This is a genomic window from Candidatus Saccharibacteria bacterium (genome assembly GCA_016700315.1).
GTDB lineage: Bacteria > Patescibacteriota > Saccharimonadia > Saccharimonadales > SZUA-47.
The window spans coordinates 563,851-585,766 of sequence record CP065013.1; the positions used below are offsets into that span (position 1 = coordinate 563,851).

General features: G+C 43.5%; 27 protein-coding genes and 1 tRNA gene. 18 read left to right on the forward strand and 10 right to left on the reverse strand.

The features are described 5' to 3' along the window. Positions 1–2: 2 nt before the first annotated feature. The 3 genes from IPO96_02910 (at position 3) to IPO96_02920 (ending at position 3,038) form a co-directional block, all read left to right on the forward strand. Entirely contained in the window at positions 3–599 is a 597-nt protein-coding gene (locus tag IPO96_02910) for an NYN domain-containing protein (GenBank protein ID QQS64510.1), read from the forward strand. Further along, on the forward strand, positions 600–1,709 hold the full coding sequence (gene dnaJ, locus IPO96_02915) for a molecular chaperone DnaJ (protein ID QQS64511.1): 1,110 nt from the start codon (positions 600–602) through the stop codon (positions 1,707–1,709). A gap of 183 nt (positions 1,710–1,892) precedes the next feature. Continuing rightward, on the forward strand, positions 1,893–3,038 hold the full coding sequence (locus IPO96_02920; GenBank protein QQS64512.1) for a DUF1704 domain-containing protein: 1,146 nt from the start codon (positions 1,893–1,895) through the stop codon (positions 3,036–3,038). Here the strand turns inward: IPO96_02920 and IPO96_02925 are convergent. After that, positions 3,035–3,817, reverse strand: a complete 783-nt coding sequence (locus IPO96_02925; protein QQS64513.1) for a Type 1 glutamine amidotransferase-like domain-containing protein — start codon at positions 3,815–3,817, stop codon at positions 3,035–3,037. The two genes, IPO96_02920 and IPO96_02925, sit on opposite strands and share 4 nt — an antisense overlap. Positions 3,818–3,848: 31 nt before the next feature. Next, entirely contained in the window at positions 3,849–5,069 is a 1,221-nt protein-coding gene (locus IPO96_02930; GenBank protein ID QQS64514.1) for an ATP-grasp domain-containing protein, read from the reverse strand. A gap of 50 nt (positions 5,070–5,119) precedes the next feature. Between IPO96_02930 and IPO96_02935 the strand changes: the two genes are divergently transcribed. From IPO96_02935 to IPO96_02960, 6 genes are all read left to right on the forward strand, one after another. Next, positions 5,120–5,617, forward strand: a complete 498-nt coding sequence (locus IPO96_02935; protein ID QQS64515.1) for an ATP-dependent zinc protease — start codon at positions 5,120–5,122, stop codon at positions 5,615–5,617. Beyond that, complete coding sequence (gene rimK, locus IPO96_02940) at positions 5,614–6,525, forward strand: 30S ribosomal protein S6--L-glutamate ligase (protein ID QQS64516.1); 912 nt, start codon at positions 5,614–5,616, stop codon at positions 6,523–6,525. Before IPO96_02935 ends, rimK begins: the two co-directional genes overlap by 4 nt. Further along, positions 6,473–6,964 (forward strand): DUF192 domain-containing protein, encoded by a 492-nt coding sequence (locus IPO96_02945; GenBank protein QQS64517.1) that lies wholly within the window; start codon positions 6,473–6,475, stop codon positions 6,962–6,964. The genes rimK and IPO96_02945 overlap by 53 nt, the downstream gene beginning before the upstream one ends. Positions 6,965–7,030: 66 nt before the next feature. Continuing rightward, entirely contained in the window at positions 7,031–7,510 is a 480-nt protein-coding gene (locus IPO96_02950; GenBank protein ID QQS64518.1) for a hypothetical protein, read from the forward strand. A 102-nt stretch (positions 7,511–7,612) separates the two neighbouring features. Then, a tRNA-Lys gene (locus IPO96_02955) sits at positions 7,613–7,689 on the forward strand. Positions 7,690–7,926: 237 nt separating this feature from the next. Further along, the gene (locus tag IPO96_02960) at positions 7,927–8,694 is read left to right on the forward strand and encodes a hypothetical protein (protein QQS64519.1); all 768 of its coding nucleotides are present in this window, start codon (positions 7,927–7,929) and stop codon (positions 8,692–8,694) included. Positions 8,695–8,789: 95 nt separating this feature from the next. Here the strand turns inward: IPO96_02960 and IPO96_02965 are convergent, their stop codons facing one another. Further along, positions 8,790–9,650 carry a zinc metallopeptidase gene (locus IPO96_02965; protein ID QQS65413.1) on the reverse strand — a complete coding sequence of 287 codons (861 nt, stop codon included), beginning with the start codon at positions 9,648–9,650 and terminating at the stop codon, positions 8,790–8,792. Between the two features lie 121 nt (positions 9,651–9,771). On the opposite strand from IPO96_02965, the gene IPO96_02970 reads away from it, so the two are divergent. From IPO96_02970 to IPO96_03010, 9 genes are all read left to right on the forward strand, one after another. After that, a complete protein-coding gene (locus IPO96_02970; protein QQS64520.1) occupies positions 9,772–11,211 on the forward strand; it encodes a ComEC/Rec2 family competence protein in 1,440 nt (479 codons plus the stop codon). Between the two features lie 35 nt (positions 11,212–11,246). Further along, positions 11,247–11,951, forward strand: a complete 705-nt coding sequence (locus IPO96_02975) for a YebC/PmpR family DNA-binding transcriptional regulator (GenBank protein QQS64521.1) — start codon at positions 11,247–11,249, stop codon at positions 11,949–11,951. Further along, positions 11,948–12,586 carry a Type 1 glutamine amidotransferase-like domain-containing protein gene (locus tag IPO96_02980; GenBank protein ID QQS64522.1) on the forward strand — a complete coding sequence of 213 codons (639 nt, stop codon included), beginning with the start codon at positions 11,948–11,950 and terminating at the stop codon, positions 12,584–12,586. The genes IPO96_02975 and IPO96_02980 overlap by 4 nt, the downstream gene beginning before the upstream one ends. Next, positions 12,583–13,059: a crossover junction endodeoxyribonuclease RuvC gene (gene ruvC / locus IPO96_02985; protein ID QQS64523.1), complete on the forward strand. Its 477-nt coding sequence runs from the start codon at positions 12,583–12,585 to the stop codon at positions 13,057–13,059. The genes IPO96_02980 and ruvC overlap by 4 nt, the downstream gene beginning before the upstream one ends. Before the next feature lie 159 nt (positions 13,060–13,218). Continuing rightward, positions 13,219–13,779 carry a hypothetical protein gene (locus IPO96_02990; GenBank protein ID QQS64524.1) on the forward strand — a complete coding sequence of 187 codons (561 nt, stop codon included), beginning with the start codon at positions 13,219–13,221 and terminating at the stop codon, positions 13,777–13,779. A 132-nt stretch (positions 13,780–13,911) separates the two neighbouring features. Further along, positions 13,912–14,490: a Holliday junction branch migration protein RuvA gene (ruvA, locus tag IPO96_02995; protein QQS64525.1), complete on the forward strand. Its 579-nt coding sequence runs from the start codon at positions 13,912–13,914 to the stop codon at positions 14,488–14,490. Between the two features lie 8 nt (positions 14,491–14,498). Next, positions 14,499–15,074 carry a CDP-alcohol phosphatidyltransferase family protein gene (locus tag IPO96_03000; GenBank protein QQS64526.1) on the forward strand — a complete coding sequence of 192 codons (576 nt, stop codon included), beginning with the start codon at positions 14,499–14,501 and terminating at the stop codon, positions 15,072–15,074. An 89-nt stretch (positions 15,075–15,163) separates the two neighbouring features. Next, a complete protein-coding gene (ruvB, locus tag IPO96_03005) occupies positions 15,164–16,204 on the forward strand; it encodes a Holliday junction branch migration DNA helicase RuvB (GenBank protein QQS64527.1) in 1,041 nt (346 codons plus the stop codon). An 8-nt stretch (positions 16,205–16,212) separates the two neighbouring features. After that, positions 16,213–17,049, forward strand: a complete 837-nt coding sequence (locus IPO96_03010; protein QQS64528.1) for a PH domain-containing protein — start codon at positions 16,213–16,215, stop codon at positions 17,047–17,049. Positions 17,050–17,129: 80 nt separating this feature from the next. On the opposite strand, the gene IPO96_03015 is transcribed toward IPO96_03010, so the two are convergent. The 7 genes from IPO96_03015 to IPO96_03045 are packed head-to-tail and all read right to left on the reverse strand — an operon-like array spanning position 17,130 to position 21,916. Beyond that, a complete protein-coding gene (locus IPO96_03015) occupies positions 17,130–17,438 on the reverse strand; it encodes a hypothetical protein (protein ID QQS64529.1) in 309 nt (102 codons plus the stop codon). Beyond that, positions 17,435–18,028 (reverse strand): type 4a pilus biogenesis protein PilO, encoded by a 594-nt coding sequence (gene pilO / locus IPO96_03020; GenBank protein QQS64530.1) that lies wholly within the window; start codon positions 18,026–18,028, stop codon positions 17,435–17,437. The genes IPO96_03015 and pilO overlap by 4 nt, the downstream gene beginning before the upstream one ends. Next, positions 18,025–18,639: a hypothetical protein gene (locus IPO96_03025; protein QQS64531.1), complete on the reverse strand. Its 615-nt coding sequence runs from the start codon at positions 18,637–18,639 to the stop codon at positions 18,025–18,027. Before IPO96_03025 ends, pilO begins: the two co-directional genes overlap by 4 nt. After that, the gene (gene pilM / locus IPO96_03030) at positions 18,636–19,355 is read right to left on the reverse strand and encodes a pilus assembly protein PilM (protein ID QQS65414.1); all 720 of its coding nucleotides are present in this window, start codon (positions 19,353–19,355) and stop codon (positions 18,636–18,638) included. The genes IPO96_03025 and pilM overlap by 4 nt, the downstream gene beginning before the upstream one ends. Before the next feature lie 20 nt (positions 19,356–19,375). Beyond that, complete coding sequence (locus IPO96_03035; GenBank protein QQS64532.1) at positions 19,376–19,702, reverse strand: hypothetical protein; 327 nt, start codon at positions 19,700–19,702, stop codon at positions 19,376–19,378. A gap of 37 nt (positions 19,703–19,739) precedes the next feature. Beyond that, entirely contained in the window at positions 19,740–21,329 is a 1,590-nt protein-coding gene (locus tag IPO96_03040; protein ID QQS64533.1) for a type II secretion system protein, read from the reverse strand. Beyond that, the gene (locus IPO96_03045; GenBank protein ID QQS64534.1) at positions 21,326–21,916 is read right to left on the reverse strand and encodes a prepilin-type N-terminal cleavage/methylation domain-containing protein; all 591 of its coding nucleotides are present in this window, start codon (positions 21,914–21,916) and stop codon (positions 21,326–21,328) included. The genes IPO96_03040 and IPO96_03045 overlap by 4 nt, the downstream gene beginning before the upstream one ends.

Below are 21,916 nucleotides of genomic sequence, written 5' to 3' on the forward strand. Positions count from 1 at the left end.
TTATGAAAGTGTTAGTTGATGGGGAGAACTTTCGGCATCAGATTGCTGCTGTATTGCTAAAGTCATCATTAATTTCCGAGAAGAATGCGTACTTCAAATTTGATTTGAGAGCTTTTATAGAAGACGTTCTGCAGCAAAAAGACATAGAAATAGCCTATTACACAACTAAGATCAAGAAACCCAATTATAAATTACCAATTAAGCTTAAGAATAATATTGACCTTATCAACCTGTCGAACCGAAAATGGCTAGCAGATCTTACAAACAACAATGTAAAGATTATAAAAGCGGGCTATCTACGCGTTAGAGAGTCGAACAAGTGCATTCATTGTGGTAAAAAAACATTAGTACTCCAAGAAAAGGGTGTGGATGTTAGGGTCGCGACTGATTTGGTTCTATCACAGCAGAAGGAAGCAATTGTACTGGCATCATCCGATAGTGACTTGATACCGGCCTTAAACGCAAAATTACAAACAGGTATTACGGTTAGCTATCTATGTTATTCGGGCAGTCTAAATAGATCAGTTGCCGCACAGGTGAGTAAGACGATTACATTTGACGACTCAACAATAATTAAACACTTTACGGGGAATCAATAAATGGCAGAAAAACGAGACTATTATGAAGTGCTTGGTGTTGCAAAAAACGCCTCTGATGACGAGATCAAAAAGGCTTTTCGTCGCAAGGCGATTGAGCTTCATCCAGACAAAGAGGGCGGTGATGAGGCCAAATTCAAAGAAGTAAATGAAGCATATGAGGTGTTAAAAGACTCCTCCAAACGACAGCGGTACGATCAGTTTGGTCATGCTGGTGTCGGCGGGGCTAGTGGTAATCCTTTTGGCGGCGGTTTCGGTGGAGCCGGCGGACAGGAAATGCATTTTGACTTTGGTGATCTAGGGCTGGGCGATATTTTTGGTAGTTTTTTTGGTGGAGGAATGGGCGGTTCAAGTCGAGGCCAAAGGCAGGCGCGTGGTCGCGATGTAGAAACGGGGCTAAATCTTAGTTTCGAGGAAGCGGTTTTTGGCACTGAGGCCGAGCTGAAGCTGAGCCTCGACGATACTTGCGAACACTGCAAAGGAACAACCGCCGAGCCAGGCCACGAACTAAAAACTTGCGAAACGTGTAAAGGAAACGGCCAGGTTATGACGGCGACCAGAACAATTTTTGGCAATATTCAGCAGGCTAGCATTTGTCCTGACTGCAAAGGCCGCGGCAAAACACCCGAAAAGGTTTGTTCTGTCTGTAAGGGTGCTGGTGTCAAACGTCGTGAGCAAAAGATTAAGATGAATGTACCCGCAGGCATCGACGACGGCGCTACCATTCGTTTACGTGAGCACGGCGAAGCTATAGCTAACGGCCCCAAAGGCGATCTGTACGTAAATATCAGAGTTAAGCCGCACAAAAAGTTCACGCGCGAAGGTGATTTAATCTTAAGTCGAGAACACGTGACAATGATAGATGCTGCTCTTGGAACCGAGATTGAGGTTGACACTGTCGACGGACTTGTACGCATGAAAGTCCCTGCTGGTACGCAGAGCGGTACAGACTTCAAACTGAGTGGTCATGGAGTCCCACACATGCGTGGTGACGGGCGTGGTGCTCACATAGTTACGGTAGTGGTTGATACCCCAACCGATCTTAGCCGGGAACAGCGTGAACTCTTGGTGCAGTTCAAAACCAAATCCAAAAAATCCGGCTGGTTCGCCTAAAACATCACGAATTATAGCGGACTTAGGGTTCAAAATTGATCATTATAATGCTAAAGTTTATATATGAACAAAGCAAAAATTAGAGACGGTTTTTTCACGATGATTGCGTTGATTTTGATCGTATTGATAGCCGTAATTTACCTCGCATACCAGAGAGTAAAGAACGCTAGTTGAGTACTAATAATGGTCCAAGAAACGACACTAGATATTAGTAGTGAATATAAAAAAGCCTCCGAAAGACTAATAGAAGCAGCCGAGAAACTCAAGCTCGCTAAAACTAGATCTGAGGTAACACGAAAATCTAATGCATATACACAAAGTTCCATAAGGCTTTTTGGCTTACCTGACGTGAGTTTAGCTACTCGACTCTTTGGTTTGCAACGAGCAAGATTCGAAAGTACGAACTTAGATGATGCCCTGTATGCAAACCTAAATATGTATTTTAGAAAATATAATGCCACTTCGGTAAATAACGAAATCGTATCCGATAATCTCATAAAAGTTGCAGGTTTAGTAAAGGAGTATCTCGATTATAAATATGGTTTTGTCCTTAAAAAGGCAGAAGGCATTGCGCCCCTGTGGCTTAAACCGCAAGATGTTTTCAGAGGATATGAGATGCTGCTCGAAGATATACAAAGTAATTTCGCGGGTGAGTGGAATAGATGGAAGGTAAAAATTGAAAAAACAAGCTCCGCGATTTCTGTAAATGCTCAGGATAGATTAATCAAAGTTGGACTTGGTAGAGCAGCTATGCACAAAAAGGAGTTCACTGGCAATGTCGCCCATGAATTACTAGGCCACGTTGTTAGGAGTGTTAATGGTGCTAGTATATCTGAAGAATGCAGAGTCGGCCTACCAAATTATTTGGTTTTCGAGGAAGGACTTTCGATGCTAAAAGAGTTTTCTGTGTGCGGGTATCTGCCCGATCGCATCGTTGATAGATATGTAGACGTAGCGCTGGCCCTCGGAATAATTGATGGTGTCCAGAAGCCTAGAGCCGAGATACTTGAGTTTGTATACTCTAGAGAATTGGTAAGAAATTCTTTGTTGCCTGCAAGTGAAAAGATGACAACAGAAGATCTGGCTAAGAAAGTCATAGCTCACACAAACCGAGTTTTTAGAGGAGTAAACGGTCAAAAGCACGTAGGAATCTACACTAAAGACATTGTTTATCTATCTGGTTTTATCAAGGCTAGCAGCTATATAGAGAAGAAACTTGCAAAAGGTCTGAGCATTGAACAGATAATGGATTTTGTCGATTGTGCAAAGTTTGACCCTACTTTGCCCAGCCATCTAAAAAAAGTTGAAGCGTTAACCCGCTATTCTTAAATACCGGCTAAGTCGATTATTCCAGCGTCTTCACCTAGCCTATGTTTCTCTAGTTGGCCGTTGTTGTCGACTGATATTAAGCTTACTCCACAGTTCGGCGAAGATGTCGCTGGAGTGATTTTTCCATCATTAATGACTAATGCTGCATCATTGTCTATCCCGAAGCCAAACCGTGTACCAAAGTTCTCGCCGAGTTCTTTGAACATTCGATGAAAATCATCCTCTCTCGAGGTAATCTTACCCTCAGGGGTTGTATTATAGTGAGGCGTTATGCCTGCATTAATTATTCCTAAGCTGGCAACTGGTATGAATGACCAGTGTTTGTTCTTTGGCTCAGGGTAGCTGTTTGAGTCGCTGTGTCCCCATCTAAATGGTGCTATTGCTCCTGCAGATATACCAGTAATAACTTTACCTGCCATGATATAGTGTCTCAGATTATCAGTGAAGCCGAAGTATTCCCATACTCTCATCATTGTGGCTGTATCACCGCCAGATACGTATAAGATATCGGCTTCATCTAGCATCTCTTGTTGGCGAGTGTCATCTGGGAATGACCAGAAGTCGTGCATTAAAGCGGTCTCGATACCCCTATCTTGGTAGAAACCGCCAAATTTTTTGTACGTATTAGTTACACCTTCAGGATTGGGTCTTGCAGTCGGTACAACAAGTGCCTTCTTTTTTGATTCTTTACCAACCAAATCTATGCTAAGTTTAAGTAACTCACCAGTGTTCGCTCCGCCACCTATGGAAACAATTTTCAAAGAATCGAGGCTGGACATAAATATAGAATAGCATGAATAAGAAAAATAGTCAAACTAATTTGGTAGTTACGCAGACTTGATCATTCACAAATTGCAAATCATTCTGGAAGACGCTACTATCGTTGGAGTGCAGTACAATTACTGCCGAGGCTTTGTAGCCCTGGGATGATTTACCAACAAAATCTCCGATCTTGGGCTTAATGGACAAATAGTTAAACGACTGCAAGCCTTTCAGTAAATCCTCATTCTGAATTCCAGAAAAGATCCCTGGTGTTTTTGGGAATAGCTCTAGTACTGCACACGGTTCGTTTTTTTTCGGAGTAATATCCAAGGGTTGATCCAAAATAGTTGATAGTTGATTGCCCAGAATGTCTATTCCGTTGGCTAGTTCATGCATTCGCTCCCGATATCCGCCGTTACGAGCACCAATCTCAACAACTCTAGGGCCCTCTATGGTAACAATTATCTCTATATGAGCCGCTGAACTTTTCATACCCAATGCCTCTACAGCTTTTACTGCTACATCTCTGAACTCTTTTTGTATCGAATGACTTAGCTTGCTAGGAATCACACGACTATAATGGAAGTTGTCGTCAAAGCCAATATCATAACCAGTCTGATAGTCAACGATATCGTCCAAAAGGCTTACCTTACCGTTCTTATCAATGTAAGCATCGATAGAATGAATTGAACCTTCCATAAACTCTTCTACTATCATTTCTAAGGAAGCCCTAGGGGCATACTTCGCGTAAATCTTTGGAGCTATTTCTTTGGCCGCATTATAGGCGCCGATTAGTTCTTCCAAATCATCACACCTTGTAACTAGTAGGCTTTTGGCTAGATTTGTGGGTTTAATAATTAAAGGAAAGCTACTATTTTTTGCAAACTCTATCAGATCGTTTTCCGAACTAATTTTCTTAAACGCTGGACTGATTTTTTTGGGGGCTTTGGCAAATAGTTCCCGCATTTTTGACTTGTCGGTACAAGCAGCGGCTGCTTCGATTGGTAAACCTGGTAATTTTAGTGCACGTGCTATTACAGCGCAAGGTTCGACGTATTGTTCGTACACGGCCATGCAGGCATCGATTTTTGGCAGTTGTTCTATCTTGCGAATTTCGTTTTCTAGGTCGTTAAAATCTATGTAGACTGTGTTTTTTCTGTGCTTTCCGTCTTGTTTGATCTTGTCTCTTAATACCGTGTACGTGTACCCTCTGGATTTTAGGTAGTTTCTTAGTCCTTTGTAGTTTTTGCCAACAATAGCTATATGCATGGATACATATTATCATTTTCAAAACGCCAATAGTGCGTATAATATGAGGCATGCTACTGACAAAAAGAAAAACCGTCGGCCGCTCAGAGGTGATGAAACTACCCGACCTCGGTATGTTCAACATACCAGCCAAAACCGATACAGGCGCATACCGGTCTGCAATACACGCTGAGAATATTAAGATTATTAATGAAGCGGGTAGGGTGTATCTAGTGGCAGATATCATGTCCCACCATCCATCGGTAAAACAAAATCATTCATACAAGACTGAAAATTTCAAAGAAGTAACGATAGAAAACTCGTTTGGGCATCGTGAAAAAAGATACGAGATACGTTTAAAAACAGTTGTAGCGGGTAGAAAATTTACAACTTCGTTTACGCTGGCCGATAGAAGTAAGAAGCCATACCCGGTACTTATGGGAAGAAAACTACTTAATAAGAGATTTCTTGTCGATACATCTATAAGCATTATTAATCGTGTAGATCTTAAGAAAAATCATATTGCACTTCCACTTGACGAAGAATTGTTGTATAATAAAGAAATATGAAATTTGCTATCCTCTCAAACGGTCCAGGTAACTACAGCACTAAGAGGCTGAAAGAAGAAGCACGCCTCCGTGGGCATGAAGTAGTAGTGGTTAAATATAGTGAATGCTATGCTTCGATTGCCCAAAATAAGCCAGTAGTGATGTACCGAGGTGAGGCCTTGACCGAATTCGATGCGGTTATCCCGCGTATTGCTAGCAGCATGACGCGCTATGGTACGGCAATCGTTCGACAGTTTGAAATGCAGGGAGTTTACACAACAGCTAGTTCGATGGCTATTGTACGCTCTCGAGACAAGCTTCGTACCCTGCAGCTTCTGGCTAGGGCGGGGGTAGGCGTTCCTAAGACGGTATTTATGCGTGATGCCAGTGATGTAGACGATGTTATCGAAGAAGTTGGCGGTGCGCCGCTAATTATCAAATTGGCACGTGGTACTCATGGCAACGGCGTGGTTCTCGCCGAAACCAAGAAGGCCGCCAAAAGTGTACTACAGGCATTCTACGTCATGGATGACGATGGGACTAACATTTTGCTGCAAGAATTTATCAAGGAATCGGCCGGAACCGATATTCGTGCCTTCGTAGTCGGCGGCAAGATCGTAGCCAGCATGAAGCGCCAAAGTCTTGATGATGATTTTCGTTCTAATCTTCACCAGGGCGGTGAGGGAGTTACGGTTAAATTGACGGATGAAGAGCGCAAAGTTGTTTTGAAAGCAGCTAGAGCTATGGGCTTGTCAATCTGTGGCGTTGACTTAATGCGCTCTAGTAGGGGACCACTGATTTTGGAAGTGAACTCTAGCCCTGGTTTTGGTATCGAAACTGTAACTGGGCGCAATGTGGCAGAAAAGATTATTGATTATGTTGAGCAAAACGCCCGTGGCCGACGCAAAAAAGATCGTGTCGGCGCGTAGATTTAGCTTGATCGAATCTGTTGAGTTAATTCTAGCGCTGTTGGCTGCTGCCATACTCACTTATTATGTATTTTTGGACAACGGACGAGTTCTTATATTACCGAACGGCAAAAGGCTGAATCTGGAGGTGCGTGACGACGAAATCGGGCGGGTACAGGGACTTTCTGGGCGGTCGAGCTTGTCTGAAAGCAGCGCAATGCTGTTCGTTTTTGATATCGAGTCAGATAGGTACTGTTTTTGGATGAAGGGCATGAAGTTTGATATTGATATATTGTGGTTGGATTCAAAGAAGCGTATTGTCGATGCAAAATATGCGGCTAGCCCAAGTTCGTACCCCGAAGAGTTTTGCCCAAAATCAGCAGCGCGCTACGTACTTGAGCTGCCAGCCGGCCAAGCTCTCAAAAACGGTCTAATCATTGGGGTTCAAACCAAATTCTAGTGCGATTCTTACAAGGACAGTCCTTGTAACGGGGTAAATATAACGCTTGTGCTATAGTTGAAGTATATGACTTCTTATATTCTGCTGGCTGTTTTTGTGGGTATCCCGCTTGTTTTGGTGGCGTTTTTGCGCACAAATGGCGCCATGCTTTTTTTCAGCGTAGCAGTGAGTGTTCTGCTTCAGCAGTTCTTGGATGCTGATGCGGCGCAAGTAGTAAACGGGTTGCTGCCAAAAACCGGTATCGACTACATGTCGTTGATCGTTTTTTTGCTGCCACTAGTTTTTGTGGCGGTTCTTTATTCTGGAAGCGTCAAAAAATCTTTAATTGTACTGCATCTTCTGCTGGCAGTTTTGGCTGGGCTTTCTGCACTTTTGGTCGCTGATAGGTTTTTGCCGAGCGCTTGGGTAGTCAGCTATAACGGTTCTAATGTTGCGAAAATAATACGTGATTATCAAACTATTATTATTGCTACTGGACTTTTGCTTGGCATTTTTATCATGCATCCTGGCCGCAACCGTGACCACCACAAAAAACACGAGCATTAATTAGCCTTTACTTTTAAAGATATTTTTGAGATAATTACCCCTGTTATATTTATCTATGTCATAGTTGAATATATAAAGTGTAGATCAAGCGTCGATTAGTAGGGGACCATAGCTCAGCTGGTTAGAGCACCTGCCTTTTAAGCAGGGTGTCCTGGGTTCAAGTCCCAGTGGTCCCTCCAAATAAAAAACCCAGACATGCTGGGGTTTTTATTTGGAGATAGCAAAGCAAGCCAACTGCTTGGCTTGCGTGGGACTTGAACGGGCGGAGCGTTGTTGGACGCTACTCGTCCAACCGCGAGCCGGGTTCGCGAGCAAAATGCAACGCATTTTGACTTGTGAATCAAAAGTCCCAGTGGCCCCTCCAGTCTATGCTCAAAACAGAGATAATTAGCTCCGTTTTTTGCTATACTAACAAAATGTATAGAAATATCTCCGCAGAACAATATCGTGAGCACCTAGGATTCCCATATAATTACAAAGTTGATGCTATGCTTTGCTATGGAACACTTTATGAGCAAGGGGTGCTGTCGCAACTTAAAGAAGCATTAGAAGACCTTGGGCTTGAAGCAGAATTAAATGAAATGCCGCATGAATTTCTTAGATTTGCGAAAGAACTAAAAGTTGGCAACAAAAACATCTGGTTTGCAATTGGATACGGAGGTGCTTGGCTGAGCGAGTATTTACACTGGGCCTGTTTATTTGGATCGAAGAAAAATATTCTACTTGGTTCTTGTGGTGGGCTAAAACTTGGGATGAAACAAGGTGATTTTGTAGTTCCTGGCAGTAGTTATGGCGAAGAAAGCTCCGCTAAAATATACAATAGGGAAAGTAATATACATACCTCAGACAAAAACCTAAGTGAAAAAATTTCAAAAACTTTGGCTGAAGACGGAACAAAAGTTTGGAATGGCCCGATTGTAACCTGCCAGGCGATGATAGGTGAAACATTAGATGACGTAAAAAAGTGGTCTGCAGACGGTTATTTTGGTGTTGAAATGGAGGCGTCGACAGTTTTCGCCGTTTCAAAACATTTTGATGTACCTTCGGCAGCTTCACTTTATGTCGGGGATAACCTAATCGAAGAACATAATAATATGAGCAAAGAGTATGCCGCTGAAGCAGACTCCAGAAAGCAGAAACAAGTCAAACAAATAAAAATGGCTTTGTCTGAGCTTCTTTCCTGAAAAATAGTTGCTTTAGTTTGTACGATGTCCCTCCAAAATAATGCCTTATCGGAAGATGGGTATTGTTTATGATTGATAGCTAATAAATTTAGTCTTTAGATAGTGCTGCATTTGCTGGGTTGGCCAGTTTCGTAGCCCTGGTTAAACCAGTAAACTCTCTCTTCACTTGAGCCGTGCGTCCAGCTTTCTGGGTCCGTGTAACCTTGGGCTTTTTCTTGAATTCGATCATCGCCTACGGCTGCTGCAGCATCGATCGCCTCATTGATTTCGCCATTTTCAAACACTCCTACGTCTTTGAGAGAATTAGCCCAGACTCCAGCGAAGCAGTCGGCCTGGAGCTCAACCTGAACCGAAACTTTGTTGGCTTGGTGAGAACCACGAGCTTGAGTAGACTCTAGCTCGTCCATAATACCAAGTTGGTTCTGGACATGATGGCCGACTTCGTGCGCGATAACATAAGCCTGGGCTACATCACCTCCTTTTGCGCCAAAACGCTTAGTAAGCTCATCAAAAAATGTTTCATCTAGATAAATTGTCTGATCGACGGGGCAATAGTGCGGGCCGACTTGACTGGTGGCAAAGCCACAGCCAGACTGAGTAGCGTCTCTAAACAACACAAGTTTACTAGGCTGGTAAACTTTGTTCTTCTGCTTGAAAACGCTCGTCCAAACATCGTTGGTGCTACCTAGAACAGTCGATGCAAACTTCTCATAACTGTCGACTCCTTGAAACTGTGTAGCATCTTGTTTGGGCTGTTGCTGGACACTAACCTGTTGCAACTGATTTAGGATTTCGTCAACCGGGATATTAGTTTGGCCTCCACTAAAAATGTTAAAAAGCGTCACAATTGCCAGAACCGCCAGTCCCATACCGCCACCGCCCAGAGCAAACTGCGTTGCTGCACCACGCCTGTCTTCTACGTTGCCGCTGCTACCTATTTTGTCCCAGTTTGCCATATGAATCTCTCTTTCTCTAACCATTTTATACCACGAATAACGTCAATTTTGTTAAGAAAATTACAAAACTTTGCATAAGCAATTTTATTCTTTGTCATAAACTGCAACAATCATACTGACTATGAGAAGGATAAAGCGTACTACTCTTATTTCGGTGGGCGCTTGTGCTTTGATTGTTGGTGTCGCAGCAGCCAAGCTTAGCCTTACTCAGCTAAGTGGTTCCTGGCTTTATGTGGCACTGGTTTTCTTACCCCTTGTATTTGTTTCTCGAAATCGACCGATTAAAATCCTGAGTATCGTGTTGGCTTGCTTCGTTTTTGGCTGGTGGAGTGCATCGAAAACGCTTATACGTCTTGGCGATTATGAAGATCTATACGGTCAAAAAGTGGTACTTGAAGTAACCGCCGATACGGATGGTTCGTACGACGATAAAACTCAAATTGCTTTCGATGCATCACATATACAAGTGTTAGATCAGGACGGTTATTGGCTTGTAGGAAGGGCGAAAATTGCCGGCTTTGGTACAAGCGATGTTCGGCGGGGTGATCGGGTAGAGGTAGAGGGTAAGCTTTTTCCGACAATCGGCGGAAAACAGGCTCGAATGAGTTATGCACAAATGAAGGTCGTAGAGCGCAGTAGCTCAGTTATCGAGAAGACTAGGAGGAAGTTTTTGGCTTCACTACACACGGTTCTGCCAGAACCTTCGGCGTCGTTCGGTATTGGACTGCTGATCGGTCAGACGAGTGATCTCGGCAAAGAATATGTAGACGTTTTGAGGATCGTAGGGCTATCACATATTGTGGCAGTCTCGGGGTACAACCTGACAATTATGGCCGAAGTTTTTAACAAAAAGTTTAAGCGTGGCTCTAAGTTTTTTAGACTTATTTTGTCGTTGCTGCTAATAAACATTTTTGTGCTGCTTGCTGGCACTAGCGCTTCAATTGCCAGAGCTGCGGTAGTATCAATGCTGGTGGCTGTCGCTAGTTATTATGGAAGAAACTTTAAGCCCCTAGTTTTAATTTTACTTGTAGCTGCTGGCTCTGCTTTATGGAACCCACTGAATCTTTGGGGTGACATCGGTTGGTACTTGTCGTTTCTGGCTTTTTTTGGAGTTTTGGTGTTAGCGCCAGCGATTCAAAAAAGATTTTGGAAGAAAAAAGAGCCTAAGATAATGGCTCAAATTGTGCTCAGCAGTTTTTGTGCGCAGGCCATGACCTTGCCGTATATTATGTTTGTTTTTCACCAAGTTTCTCTGGTCTCGCTAATTACTAACATGCTTGTTCTACCTTTAATACCTCTAGCAATGGGCCTAACGGCACTGGCGGGCGTGGTCGGAATGATCCCGTTCTTGAAGGAGCTTGGTTTTGTTTTGGCTTGGCCGGCCAACATTCTTCTGAGAGGTATATTGGATGGTAGTGTGCTGTTCTCACGTGTGCCACATGCCTCAGTACAGATTGTGGCGACGCTCACTACAATGATACTAATGTATGGCTTAGTTATCTTAGTAGCGATTAAGTTTAGCCGTAGTCAAACTAGCCAAAAAACAGATGTGAAGCTATAATTAGGGTTAGCAAAGATAGGAAAGAGAGTAGGCACATGTCAGGGCATAGCAAATGGGCAACCATCAAACGAGCAAAAGGCGCCAACGATGCCAAGCGCGGCGCAGTTTTTACAAAATTAGGCAATATGATCGCCATCGCGGCTCGTAGCGGGACTGACCCGCTACTCAATCCTGCGCTTTACACAGCTATCGAAAAAGCTCGTGCTGCCAACATGCCTATGAGCAACATCGACCGTGCTATAGCTCGTGTGGCCGACAAAAACGCTGCTCAGCTCATGGAGGTTATGTACGAGGGCTATGGCCCAGGCGGAACAGCTATTTTAGTCGAATGTGCCACGGATAACATCAATCGTACGTTGCCAGAAGTTCGTACGGCTTTCACTAAGCATGGTGGTAATATGGCCGAGAAGGGTGCGGTTGCCTTTCAGTTTGCGCGCAAAGGAAATATTCGCGTTCGGGGAACTGGCGAGGATCTGCTACTAGCTGTGCTTGATGCAGGTGCGGAAGACGCAAGCGAAGAGGACGGCGAAATGCATATTGTGACTGATCCGAAAGAGCTTGGTAAGGTTCGAGATAACCTCAGGTCGGCCGGAGTCGAAATTCTCGACGCTGAGCTTACTTATCAGCCACTTAATACCGTAGAGATCAGCGACGAGTCTACCGAAGCCAAGCTTATGCGACTGATGGAAGCACTCGAAGATCTAGACGACGTGGTAAATACCCATACGAATTTGGCATGAGACTTTTCTTGTCATCCTATAAAATTGGCGACCATGGTGACAAACTGCACCAATTAGTAGGCGAAAATAAAAAGGTTGCAATGATTATTAATGCTCAAGACTACAAAATTCCAGTCGAAAGAAAAGAAAAATCTAATGAAGAAAAAGCCGATTTAGTTCGTGTAGGATTCGAGCCGTTCGAGGTTGATCTGAGAGATTTTTTTGACAGCCCAATTCAAGTAGAAGATTTGAAAGGCGCTGGCTTAGTATGGGTGCGTGGTGGAAATGTGTTTGTTCTGAGGATGGCAATGTTACTGAGTGGTTTTGATTCATTATTGGTGGATAGCCTGCAAAAAGAACTCTTCGCCTATGGCGGTTACAGTGCGGCTGGCTGTGTCCTGTCGCCATCATTAATCGGCTACGACATAGTCGACGATCCAACCATGACCAAACGGGCTTATAATCTAGAGCCAAACTACAATGGGCTTAGCGTGATAAATTATACGTTTGAGCCGCACTACAAATCTGAACATCCAGAGAGTGCTGATATTGATAAAGAAATTGAAAAACTTGATAAGCTTGGTCTACCCTATAAGACTCTACGTGACGGCCAGGCTATCATTGTCGACGGTGAGAAAGAAGAGCTGGTCGGATGAAAATTTTAGGGATTGATCCTGGGAGTGGCACGATCGGCTTTGGGCTGATTGAGCTAGCGAAAGGAAAACCTAAACTATTTGATGCAGGTGTGATCCAGACCAAAATTGGCGATGAAGTACCGACTCGTTTGAATGAACTATACGAAAACCTTTGTGAGCTGCTTGATGAGCTCAAGCCGGACGAAGCTAGCGTTGAAAAGTTATTTTTTGCACAAAATGTCACGACAGCCATGAATGTGAGCCAGGCCAGGGGAGTTATATTATTAGCTTTAGAGCGGGCAGGGGTAAAAATTTATGAGTACACGCCGCTCCAAATTAAAATGGCTATGACTGGTTACGGACGCGCTACTAAAGCACAGATCCAGGAGATGGTGCGCGTGCAACTTAGTCTCAAGACTAAGCCTAAACCCGACGACTGCGCCGACGCGCTAGCTGCCGCTCTAACCCACTCCTCCTCACTCATAATCACATAAAATTACTAGCATTATTGCTACGGCATTATTTTTACAAGAATTATTTTTTACAAGTACTATTGTTACAAGTGTTATCGCTACAAGCATCACTGTAGTCGACATAGTTCTTGAACTTCACATTTCGTGTTCCTATGATCTGCTATAGCGTATAATAGGAACATGAAAAGAACAGAAGGGTCTAGAGCTGTAGATGCGCTTTTGGAGTTTATTGCTATCAGTAGCGTAACTGCTCTTTCGTTAGTTGCCCCAAACGCGTGGGTAGCTTTTGACAAGCCGCTTAGTAAATTCTTGAAGAAGATGGATGAGCGCGAAAGAAGGCGCGAAATTCAACGATTACTAAGGTATGTAAAAAACAAAAACTTAGTTTCATGGGATTATGAGCATGGGCTGAAACTTACTAATAAAGCAAAAGAGCGCCTTAAAAATCTAGACTATATTAATCTCGAAATTAAGCCTTTGGAAAAGTGGGATGGTAAGTGGCGAATAGTCTTTTTTGACGTTCCAGAACAGAAGAAACATTCGCGTGACGGATTTTCGGCTAAACTTAAGAAGATTGGCATGATACCAATCCAACGCAGCGTTTTTGTTCATCCAGATCCATGTCGAGATGAGGTTTTATTGGCAGCCGACCACTTTAGCATAAGGCGTTTCGTAAGCTACATCGAAACAACACACCTAGAGAACGACAAAGCCCTTAAACCGCGCTTCAATTTAAAGTAATACCTTACTAATACCTGATTTAGGCCTAAAACTATCCAAAATAATCCGTGTTCCTATGATCTGCTATAGCGGGTGATAGGAACACGGGGTGAATAAAAAACAGGGGAGGAGTGGGAGTGGTATAATTTGAGTATGATTGCAAGTTTGAGAGGAGTCGTTGCCGAAGTTATCGAGGGAGCTGTAGTTTTGGACGTTGGTGGTGTTGGGTATGGATTGAGAGTTTGCTTGAATGATCTGGCTAAACTTTCAATTGGAAGAGAGGCAAAAGTTTATATCTATGAGCACATACGTGAGGATATGCACGATTTGTTTGGTTTTGTTGAACAGAGCACTAAGAACTTATTTGTACAACTTTTGAGTGTTAAAAACGTCGGCCCAAAGGTTGCGCAAGCGATCTTGGATATAGGGAACGAAGGCGAAGTCAGATTGGCGATTGCTAATGGCGACGTTCGTATGCTTCAATCGGCAAAAGGTGTCGGCAAACGAGCGGCTGAGCAGGTTGTGGTGGAGCTAAGAGACAAAGTCGGTGCGCCTGTTGGTGAGGGTGCCGAAAATGTCGTAGGGCGCGCGGGCACTGGCAGAATGGACGAGGCCGCGCAAGCACTTGTTGCATTAGGGTATAGTGAAGCCGATGCCCAGGCCGCTCTTTCTGGTATTAATGAAACTCTCCCAACCGAAACACGAATTAAACAAGCTTTGAAAAAAAAGTAAGTCTAGCCATGGAAAAATCAAAAAGCGATAAACTAGTTTCTTATAGTAATTTAGTCAAGGCATTTGCAGTAGGAATAACTATTGCAAGGCTGCCGATTGCTGATAACATTGCGCGTGACGTGAAAAACGGTAAGAGTATTCGAAGAAAGATGGGTGTTTTTGTACTTGCTGATGTACTAGACGGAGTTGTGTCTAGAAGGCTTGATGTAGAAACTTCAACTCGTCGCGGCTTGGACTCTGTGGTGGACAGAATCAGTATTGTTAGAGTAGCCTGCGAAGTTGCTAAAAAAAATATCGATTCTCGACCAAAACTAGCCGTTATGGCTTGTGCTGAGCTTATAGGAGCTACGGCAAATTTGATACACACAAGGAGAAGCGGAGAAATTCTACATTCGTCAGGGATACACAAAATAGATTCTTTAGGGACTGCTCTTTATGGACTAATGGCAGCGGAAGATAACCCCTCTCAACGTATAACCGGATCTATCATCTGCGCAGTAAAATGGGTTTGTGCGGCGGACTTCATCGGTAATGCTATGCATCCGCGTGGTTTCGTCGACGAAAACGGCATAAGACATATCTAACAAGTAACTGCTACAATTAACATAGATGAAATTATCTATCAACTATCAACTATCAACAATCAACTATCGAAACCCGAAGGGTTTTTGGTATGGCGATTGAGAGAATTGTAACGCCGGAGCCAGATGAGCAAGAAAGCCGTGAAGAACAGCGGATGGATAATGTGCTGCGGCCAAAAAACTTTAATGAATACGTCGGCCAAGATAGGATAAAAAACAATCTTCAGCTGGCAATAAAGGCTGCCAAAAAACGCAAAGAAGCACTCGACCACATCTTGCTTTATGGGCCACCTGGTTTGGGTAAGACGACACTCGCGACAATTATTGCAAACGAGATGGGCGCTCAGATACGAGTTACATCGGGCCCAGCAATCGAACGGGCAGGTGATTTGGCGAGCTTGCTCACAAACCTACAGGATGGTGACGTGCTATTTATTGATGAAATTCACCGCCTCAATAGATCGGTTGAAGAGGTACTTTATTCGGCGATGGAAGATTATGCAATCGACATCATGCTCGGCAAGGGGCCAAGCGCGCGCTCGCTTAGGTTGGATATTCCCAAATTCACTCTGATTGGTGCAACTACTAGAACTGGAGCGTTGGCTGCACCTTTGCGCGATAGATTTGGTATGCTGCACCGCTTAGAGTTTTATAAACCAGATGAAATATCACAGATTGTTAACCGTTCCGCAGAGCTGCTTGGCAGTAAGATCAATCAAGAGGCAGCCGCAATGCTCAGCCACCGTTCGCGGCTGACTCCGCGTATTGCCAATCGTCTACTAAAACGTGTACGTGATTTTGCCGACGTCAACGGAGATGGGATCATTGATACCAAAATCACTGTAGAGGCTCTGAAATTGCTCGAGATCGATGAACTAGGACTTGATCCCGCCGACAGGCTGCTACTGAGTGCAATTATAGACAATCACGGCGGCGGGCCGGTAGGGCTCAATACTCTGAGCGCTGTCTTGGGTGACGAAATGACAACAATCGAAGACTTTTATGAGCCATATCTGATGCAGATAGGTTTGGTCGAACGGACTCCGAGGGGCCGAAAGGTAACGCCTAAGGCATATAAACATCTAGGCAAAGACCAAAAAAGTAAGCAGGATTCGCAAGCAAGCTTGCTATAATATTGTTAATGGATCCGGAACCACTAAATACAGCTAGAAAAACGGGAGACAACGGCTACAAGCTACCGCCATACATGCAGGATTCACCCGCTAAGACAGATAAAGAACAGATATTTGAGTCGCAAGTCGAGGCTGCAAAGGCAGCCGAAGATATTCCTCATCCCTTCTTCCCGGAAGGTGGTGGCCCAAGTGATACACCAAAACTGCCCGCCGAGCCTTTAATGGCCACTCAAGATGGACTAAAAAAGCACCGAGAAGAGGCTAGTGCTCGACTAAGTAGTATGGGGCGTAAGTTTTTTGATTTGATTGAGTACGATGAAAACGAACAATTGGTTCTCGAAATCCGTAAACACCCCTTTGGTCTGCTTATTATTTGGGTGGTTGGCATATTTGTTTCGCTAATTCTGCTCTTTATTCCGATACTGGTTGCTGCGTTTTTGTCCAGCACAAACGTAGTAGGTATTTCTGCCGCATCAGTTAGCTCGGCGCAAGTTATACTTTTTGTGGTCGGTATAGTTTTAGGTATAAGTGGATTAGTCGTGACCTTTATCAATTCTATTCTTTATAAAAATAATGTGATTTTTGTGACGAGCGAGAAGCTAGCTCAGATTGTTTATACCAGCCTTTTTAATCGAAAAATATCACAGCTAAGCATAGGCGATCTACAAGATGTGACGGTCAGACAGAAAGGTATATTTCCTAGGGCGTTTAACTTTGGCACGCTGACTATTGAAACGGCAGGTGAACAATCTAATTTAATTTTTAATTACGTGCCTGCGCCATATGATAGTTCAAAATTAATTGTTGGCGCACACGAAGCCAATCTACATCGTTACGGTAATTAATCTGGAGCAATTTGTAGCTAACAATTTAGCATGCAGTTAAACATAATATGTACTGGATACTGGATACTGGATACTGGGTACTACTCGGTGAATGGGTTTGTGCGGTTGCTCGGCAGTTGCTGGTTAACTTGTACTTCTACATCGCTAAGATCGTTACGAAGCTGTTCGGCAAATTTATAGTCAATCGTTTGAAAGTTATTTAGTTCTTTTTGTTTGCTATCGTAAGTTGTTTCGTTACGCTGCGGAGATAATAACTTCTGAGAAGTAGTTGTGGTATAACCGATTGCGACAGCTGTCATTACCACAAAGATTATCAGACGGTGACGAACAAAGAAGTCGGCAGTTTTTTTTAGCTTTTTGCCAAAGTCTGCCGGTAACGAAAGTTTCATTTTGTAGCTCCTGCCGGTTTTAGGTATGTCTTTAGCGACAATGAGATGCTCTCAATGTCAGAAGGGTTGGTGGCACTAGGGGTTAGTTGTATGTTGTCGACGGTTATGATACGTTTGTTTTTTTCGATCTGTCCTAGAAAGTCCAGTAATTTTGTGTAAGGAATAGATTTCAACTGAATTGTAAAAGGGTATTCGTAAACTTCTGGTACGGATTTACTTTTTATTGCCCCTGATAGTGCGTCTGGTTTTGCGTTGCCGGAGAAAGAGATCGTTGATATTGAGCTAACAGGTAGGCCTGCCTCACTAGTAGCGGTATAGAGGAAGTCAGCAACTAACTCACCTTGTCTTTTATCTATCGGCAGAACTTCATTTACTAGCACTTTTAGTTGTTCTAAGTCTTTAGTGTTAGAACTAGAGGATTTTATGCGTTGGATAACGTCAACTTGGGCATCTTTTTCCGCCATTTTTTCACTAAGTTCAAGTGATTTCTTACTTAAGAACTTAGTGCCGTTGTAAATTGCTCCGACTGCGGCAGCGACACTCAAAGTGAGTAAGGCGATCATGACAATAAAGAATTTTTTGGCGCTCATTGTGCTGCTCCAGTTGCGGTTGGCTTGGCAGTAGAAGCACCTTTGAGCGCAACTACGATGCTAATACTGTAGGGGTAAGCTAAGGCGGTTCCTGTAGTGGGTGTACCTCCACCAGTGCCTTGTTCGGATGTACCGCTTACGTTTATGATGTCTGCGGACTGAAAGAGAGAGGAGTTGACTAGGTTAGCTCTAATAATCGGGGCTAGCTCCTGTGTTTTGGTGCGGAATGATAGCTGTAAAGGCTCGTCTTTGTTGCCAGTTAAAGACAAGCTAGTAAGTATTGCACCAGGCGGGATCACGCCTCCAATCTCGGGTATTATCTTTGAGAATTGTACTTCACCCGTATAGAGCTTCTTGATAATGGCAAGTTGCTTAGCCGTTTCGTCTATCTGCTTTCTGGCGTCATCTAGGCTTGCTATCTGATTACTGTTTTCAGAAATTTGTTTTTCTACCTTTGATTTCTCACTTTTGATGCGCATCCAAGAGAAAGCAATTATAGAGGAGCTAACTAAAGCAACAGCAAAGACCCACAAGCTTGCAGCGAGGGTTTTACGGTTTAGTCGTCCGTAGCGCCTTTCGTCTCGGGTTTTGTTTGGTAGAAGGTTTATCATTGCGAAAGCTCCTTAGCAGTTACCAAACTAAGGCCTCCGGCTGTAGTAAAAAGTGTTGTCTCGAGCTCATGCGGAGGCTGTAGCTTACCAAAAGTTAGATTGCTCCATGGGGCACAAAGTCTCGCAGGTATACGAATATGGCTGGTTATATAGGTTGCCAAACCTGGTAAGTTAGCACCGCCGCCAAGAACAATTATCTGCCCAATTTGCCTGTCACTTTCTGTTCGTTCAGCGTAGTAACGGACGAATTTCTTGATTTCACTAATAAGTTTGTTGAGCTCGGGAGTAAGCGCATCCACAATCTCGTCTTGCTTCTTACTTTTTTCTAAGCCGTAACGTGTTTTGATACTGTGTGCTTGCTGTTCGGTGAGTCCTAGTTTGTCGGCAATTAGTTTGGTGATATTTTCACCGCTACAGCTCACTGTACTGGTTGCACGTATAGTATTGTTGTCGTAAACAGACAAATCACACGCTGTAGAGCCAAAATCGACTATTAGCGTCCCAACGTCATGAGCTTCAGCTTGTGCAACCATTCGTGACACAGCAAATATGTTTGGTTCAACAAGTGCTATCTCTAGTCCTAATAGGTCAAAAACAGTGGTGTAGGAGTCGACAATTTCTTTTGGGCAAGCAACAATTTGAATCTCTTGGCCACCGTCCGGTAGTTGGTGGCTAACGATGTAGTCGTAATAAAGATCGTCAATTGGTACCGGAATGGATTGTTCGGCTTCTAGTTTTACGGCTGTAGCAACCTCTTTTGATCCATTTTCGGGAGAGTGATTATTCGGCTAAAACTATGTTCATTCGGTAGCGAAATAGCTGCTCGCTTGGTTGTAATCTGTCCAACTAGCTCTTTGGCAAAAAGCCCATAAGTCTGTTTTGCGATCTCAATCGGGTCAACCACTCGACCGTTGACGATTGCATCTGGGTTAAATTTGGTCGATCCGTAGCCCGTTACGACCGGCAACTTGTCTGACCAATCTATTTGCATAACTTTTATAGAACTTCGACCGATGTCGAAGCCAAATATTGATCTGTCTTTATATATTAGTCTATTGCCCACCTTAATACCTTCGATAATATTGTATCATGATTGAGTCTTAAGGCGACGTTATTATTTCGTGCCAAGCCAGTATGTTATAAGAACCTGTTATTGGGAAAAATGGTGGTGGTGCGTACTGTAAATTGTAGTCATATTGAGTACTGTTGTTAAGAATGCCTGTTATGTAGTGACCCGAGTAGCTTACTGCATTTCCGCAAGGTCCGCCTAACTGCCAAGTCCATGTCCAACTTTGCCTAGAAGCTACTGCTCCATAGTAAGTAAAAGTTTGGTTAGCAGATGTCCAACCCTTTGTGCATGTAGAGCCAGCACTCCTATAATACAGTGGGTATATTACACTACCCGTTTGTGATATTACGGCTGCATCTACTTCGAAGTTAAAATTGCCACTAGCAGGTGGCGCATATGGCGATAATACAACGTCGCCTTCAGTAATTAGCCCTAGGGCATCTGAGCCATTTTTTTGACTATACACAATATCGTCTGCAATAGTAATGTGCGTTGTGCTTGCGGTTGCTAGTCTACCTGCGCCAATCGTCAGTCTACCTTTAAATGTGCTGTTTGAACGCACCCATACATTATCCTCGGCAAATATTATGCCACTTGTAGGAATTGCAATATTGCTGGCAACACTAACTCGTGTAAGCGCTGTTAGATAAGTTGAATTCGTGTCTGTTTCAGCGTTTACCTGCGAAAGGTTGTATGTGTTGTCATTGTTTAACTCGATTAAGTACCCCTTGCTGATTGAGTATGTCCCGCTAGTGCTTCGTTGTGGTAAGTATGCAGCAGTCCTAGTAGTTGGGGTCTGAGTGCAAGCATTCGCTTGTGAGGCTAAGGCTGAGGTGGCTGGGTCAACTTTGAACGCTTCTTTTTTTATTGTGCATAAATCCCCGCTAATTTTATTGAAATCTACGCTTGGCATTGGGTAAAGCCAATCTGTTTTTGGGCGAGTATTGCAGTTTACTGGAGTTATTATGCTGCTGCTGCACCATACGCCTGGGTGTGACGAGCCGTCACCACCTAGAGAGACTGGTGGGTTGTAGGTTGTGTTTGCGCTAGATACGTCTGTAGAGCTTGAGCCATCCATGCGTACGCCTTGGTTTGAATGAACTGGCCCATTCGCACTCTCAGTAGATCCAAACCACAGGGCAGTGTCGGAAACAACACTATAGTTTGCGAAAGAGGGCGAGCCAATTTTTGCCTCGATAGTTCTCGTTGTCTTGCCAGAATTTGTATTACCAATCGAGGTAATTGTTGCAATAGTAGATCCGCTTCCCTGGGGATTAACCCAGATAGTAAAAGTACCTTGTTTTTTAGCATTGTCGTCAATGTAGTTGTGTGTGTAAGGGCCATAACCAAGCTTAGGGTCAGGTGTTGCTGGGGTAGTGCCACCATCTTTAAAATCGGTAGGGTTATGGCTTAGGTGCCATAGGTAGTAGTTGACACCAGCCTCTGCAATATTGAAAGCTTTTTGACTTTCTAGGCTTTTAGAAGCACTACTAGATGTCAAATTAATCATGCTCAGTATGGCAACCATAAGTATCGAGAAGACAACTAGCATACCCAGAAGCGTGACTGTCATAAAACCACTTTTTATAACGGTCTTTGTGTTTTTGTGAATAATTTTCATAGGTTAGTTTTCCTATTTCTAAGGCTTACAGAAGTGTAAATAATAACTGGTTCTTTATGTGCGCTGTCTGTATTTGTCGCAAGAGTTACCTTAATCCCTTTTATTGTATGTAGGTCACTTATAGGTAGAGTAATGGGGTTTCCGACACTGTCTAGGTAAGTAAATAGGTTAACGCCCGCTATAGTAGCGTATTCCTGGATTATTATATATGTTTTATTGGTTGAAGGAATAAGCGACCCTGTAGGTGGGTTTGCGGTCATCTGAGTGACATCCGCAAGCAACGATTTACCGTCCACAGATTTGTAATACCTGATTTGCGAAACATAAGTATCTGCTGGCGAGAAATAAGCGTATACGGTAATTTCATCAGCACTTACAGACAAAATGTCGGATAGACCTCTTAGTGTACGAGCGATACGTTGTGATTGCACAGAAGCATCTGTAAATCTCTGTGTGTCAGAGCTTAGATTAAGATATTGGCGAATCGATGAACCAAAAAAGCTATAAACTGTTAACGAGAGTATTGTACTAATGGCAATTACTACTAATAACTCAACCATGCTAAAGCCAGATTTAACCGTTCTCAT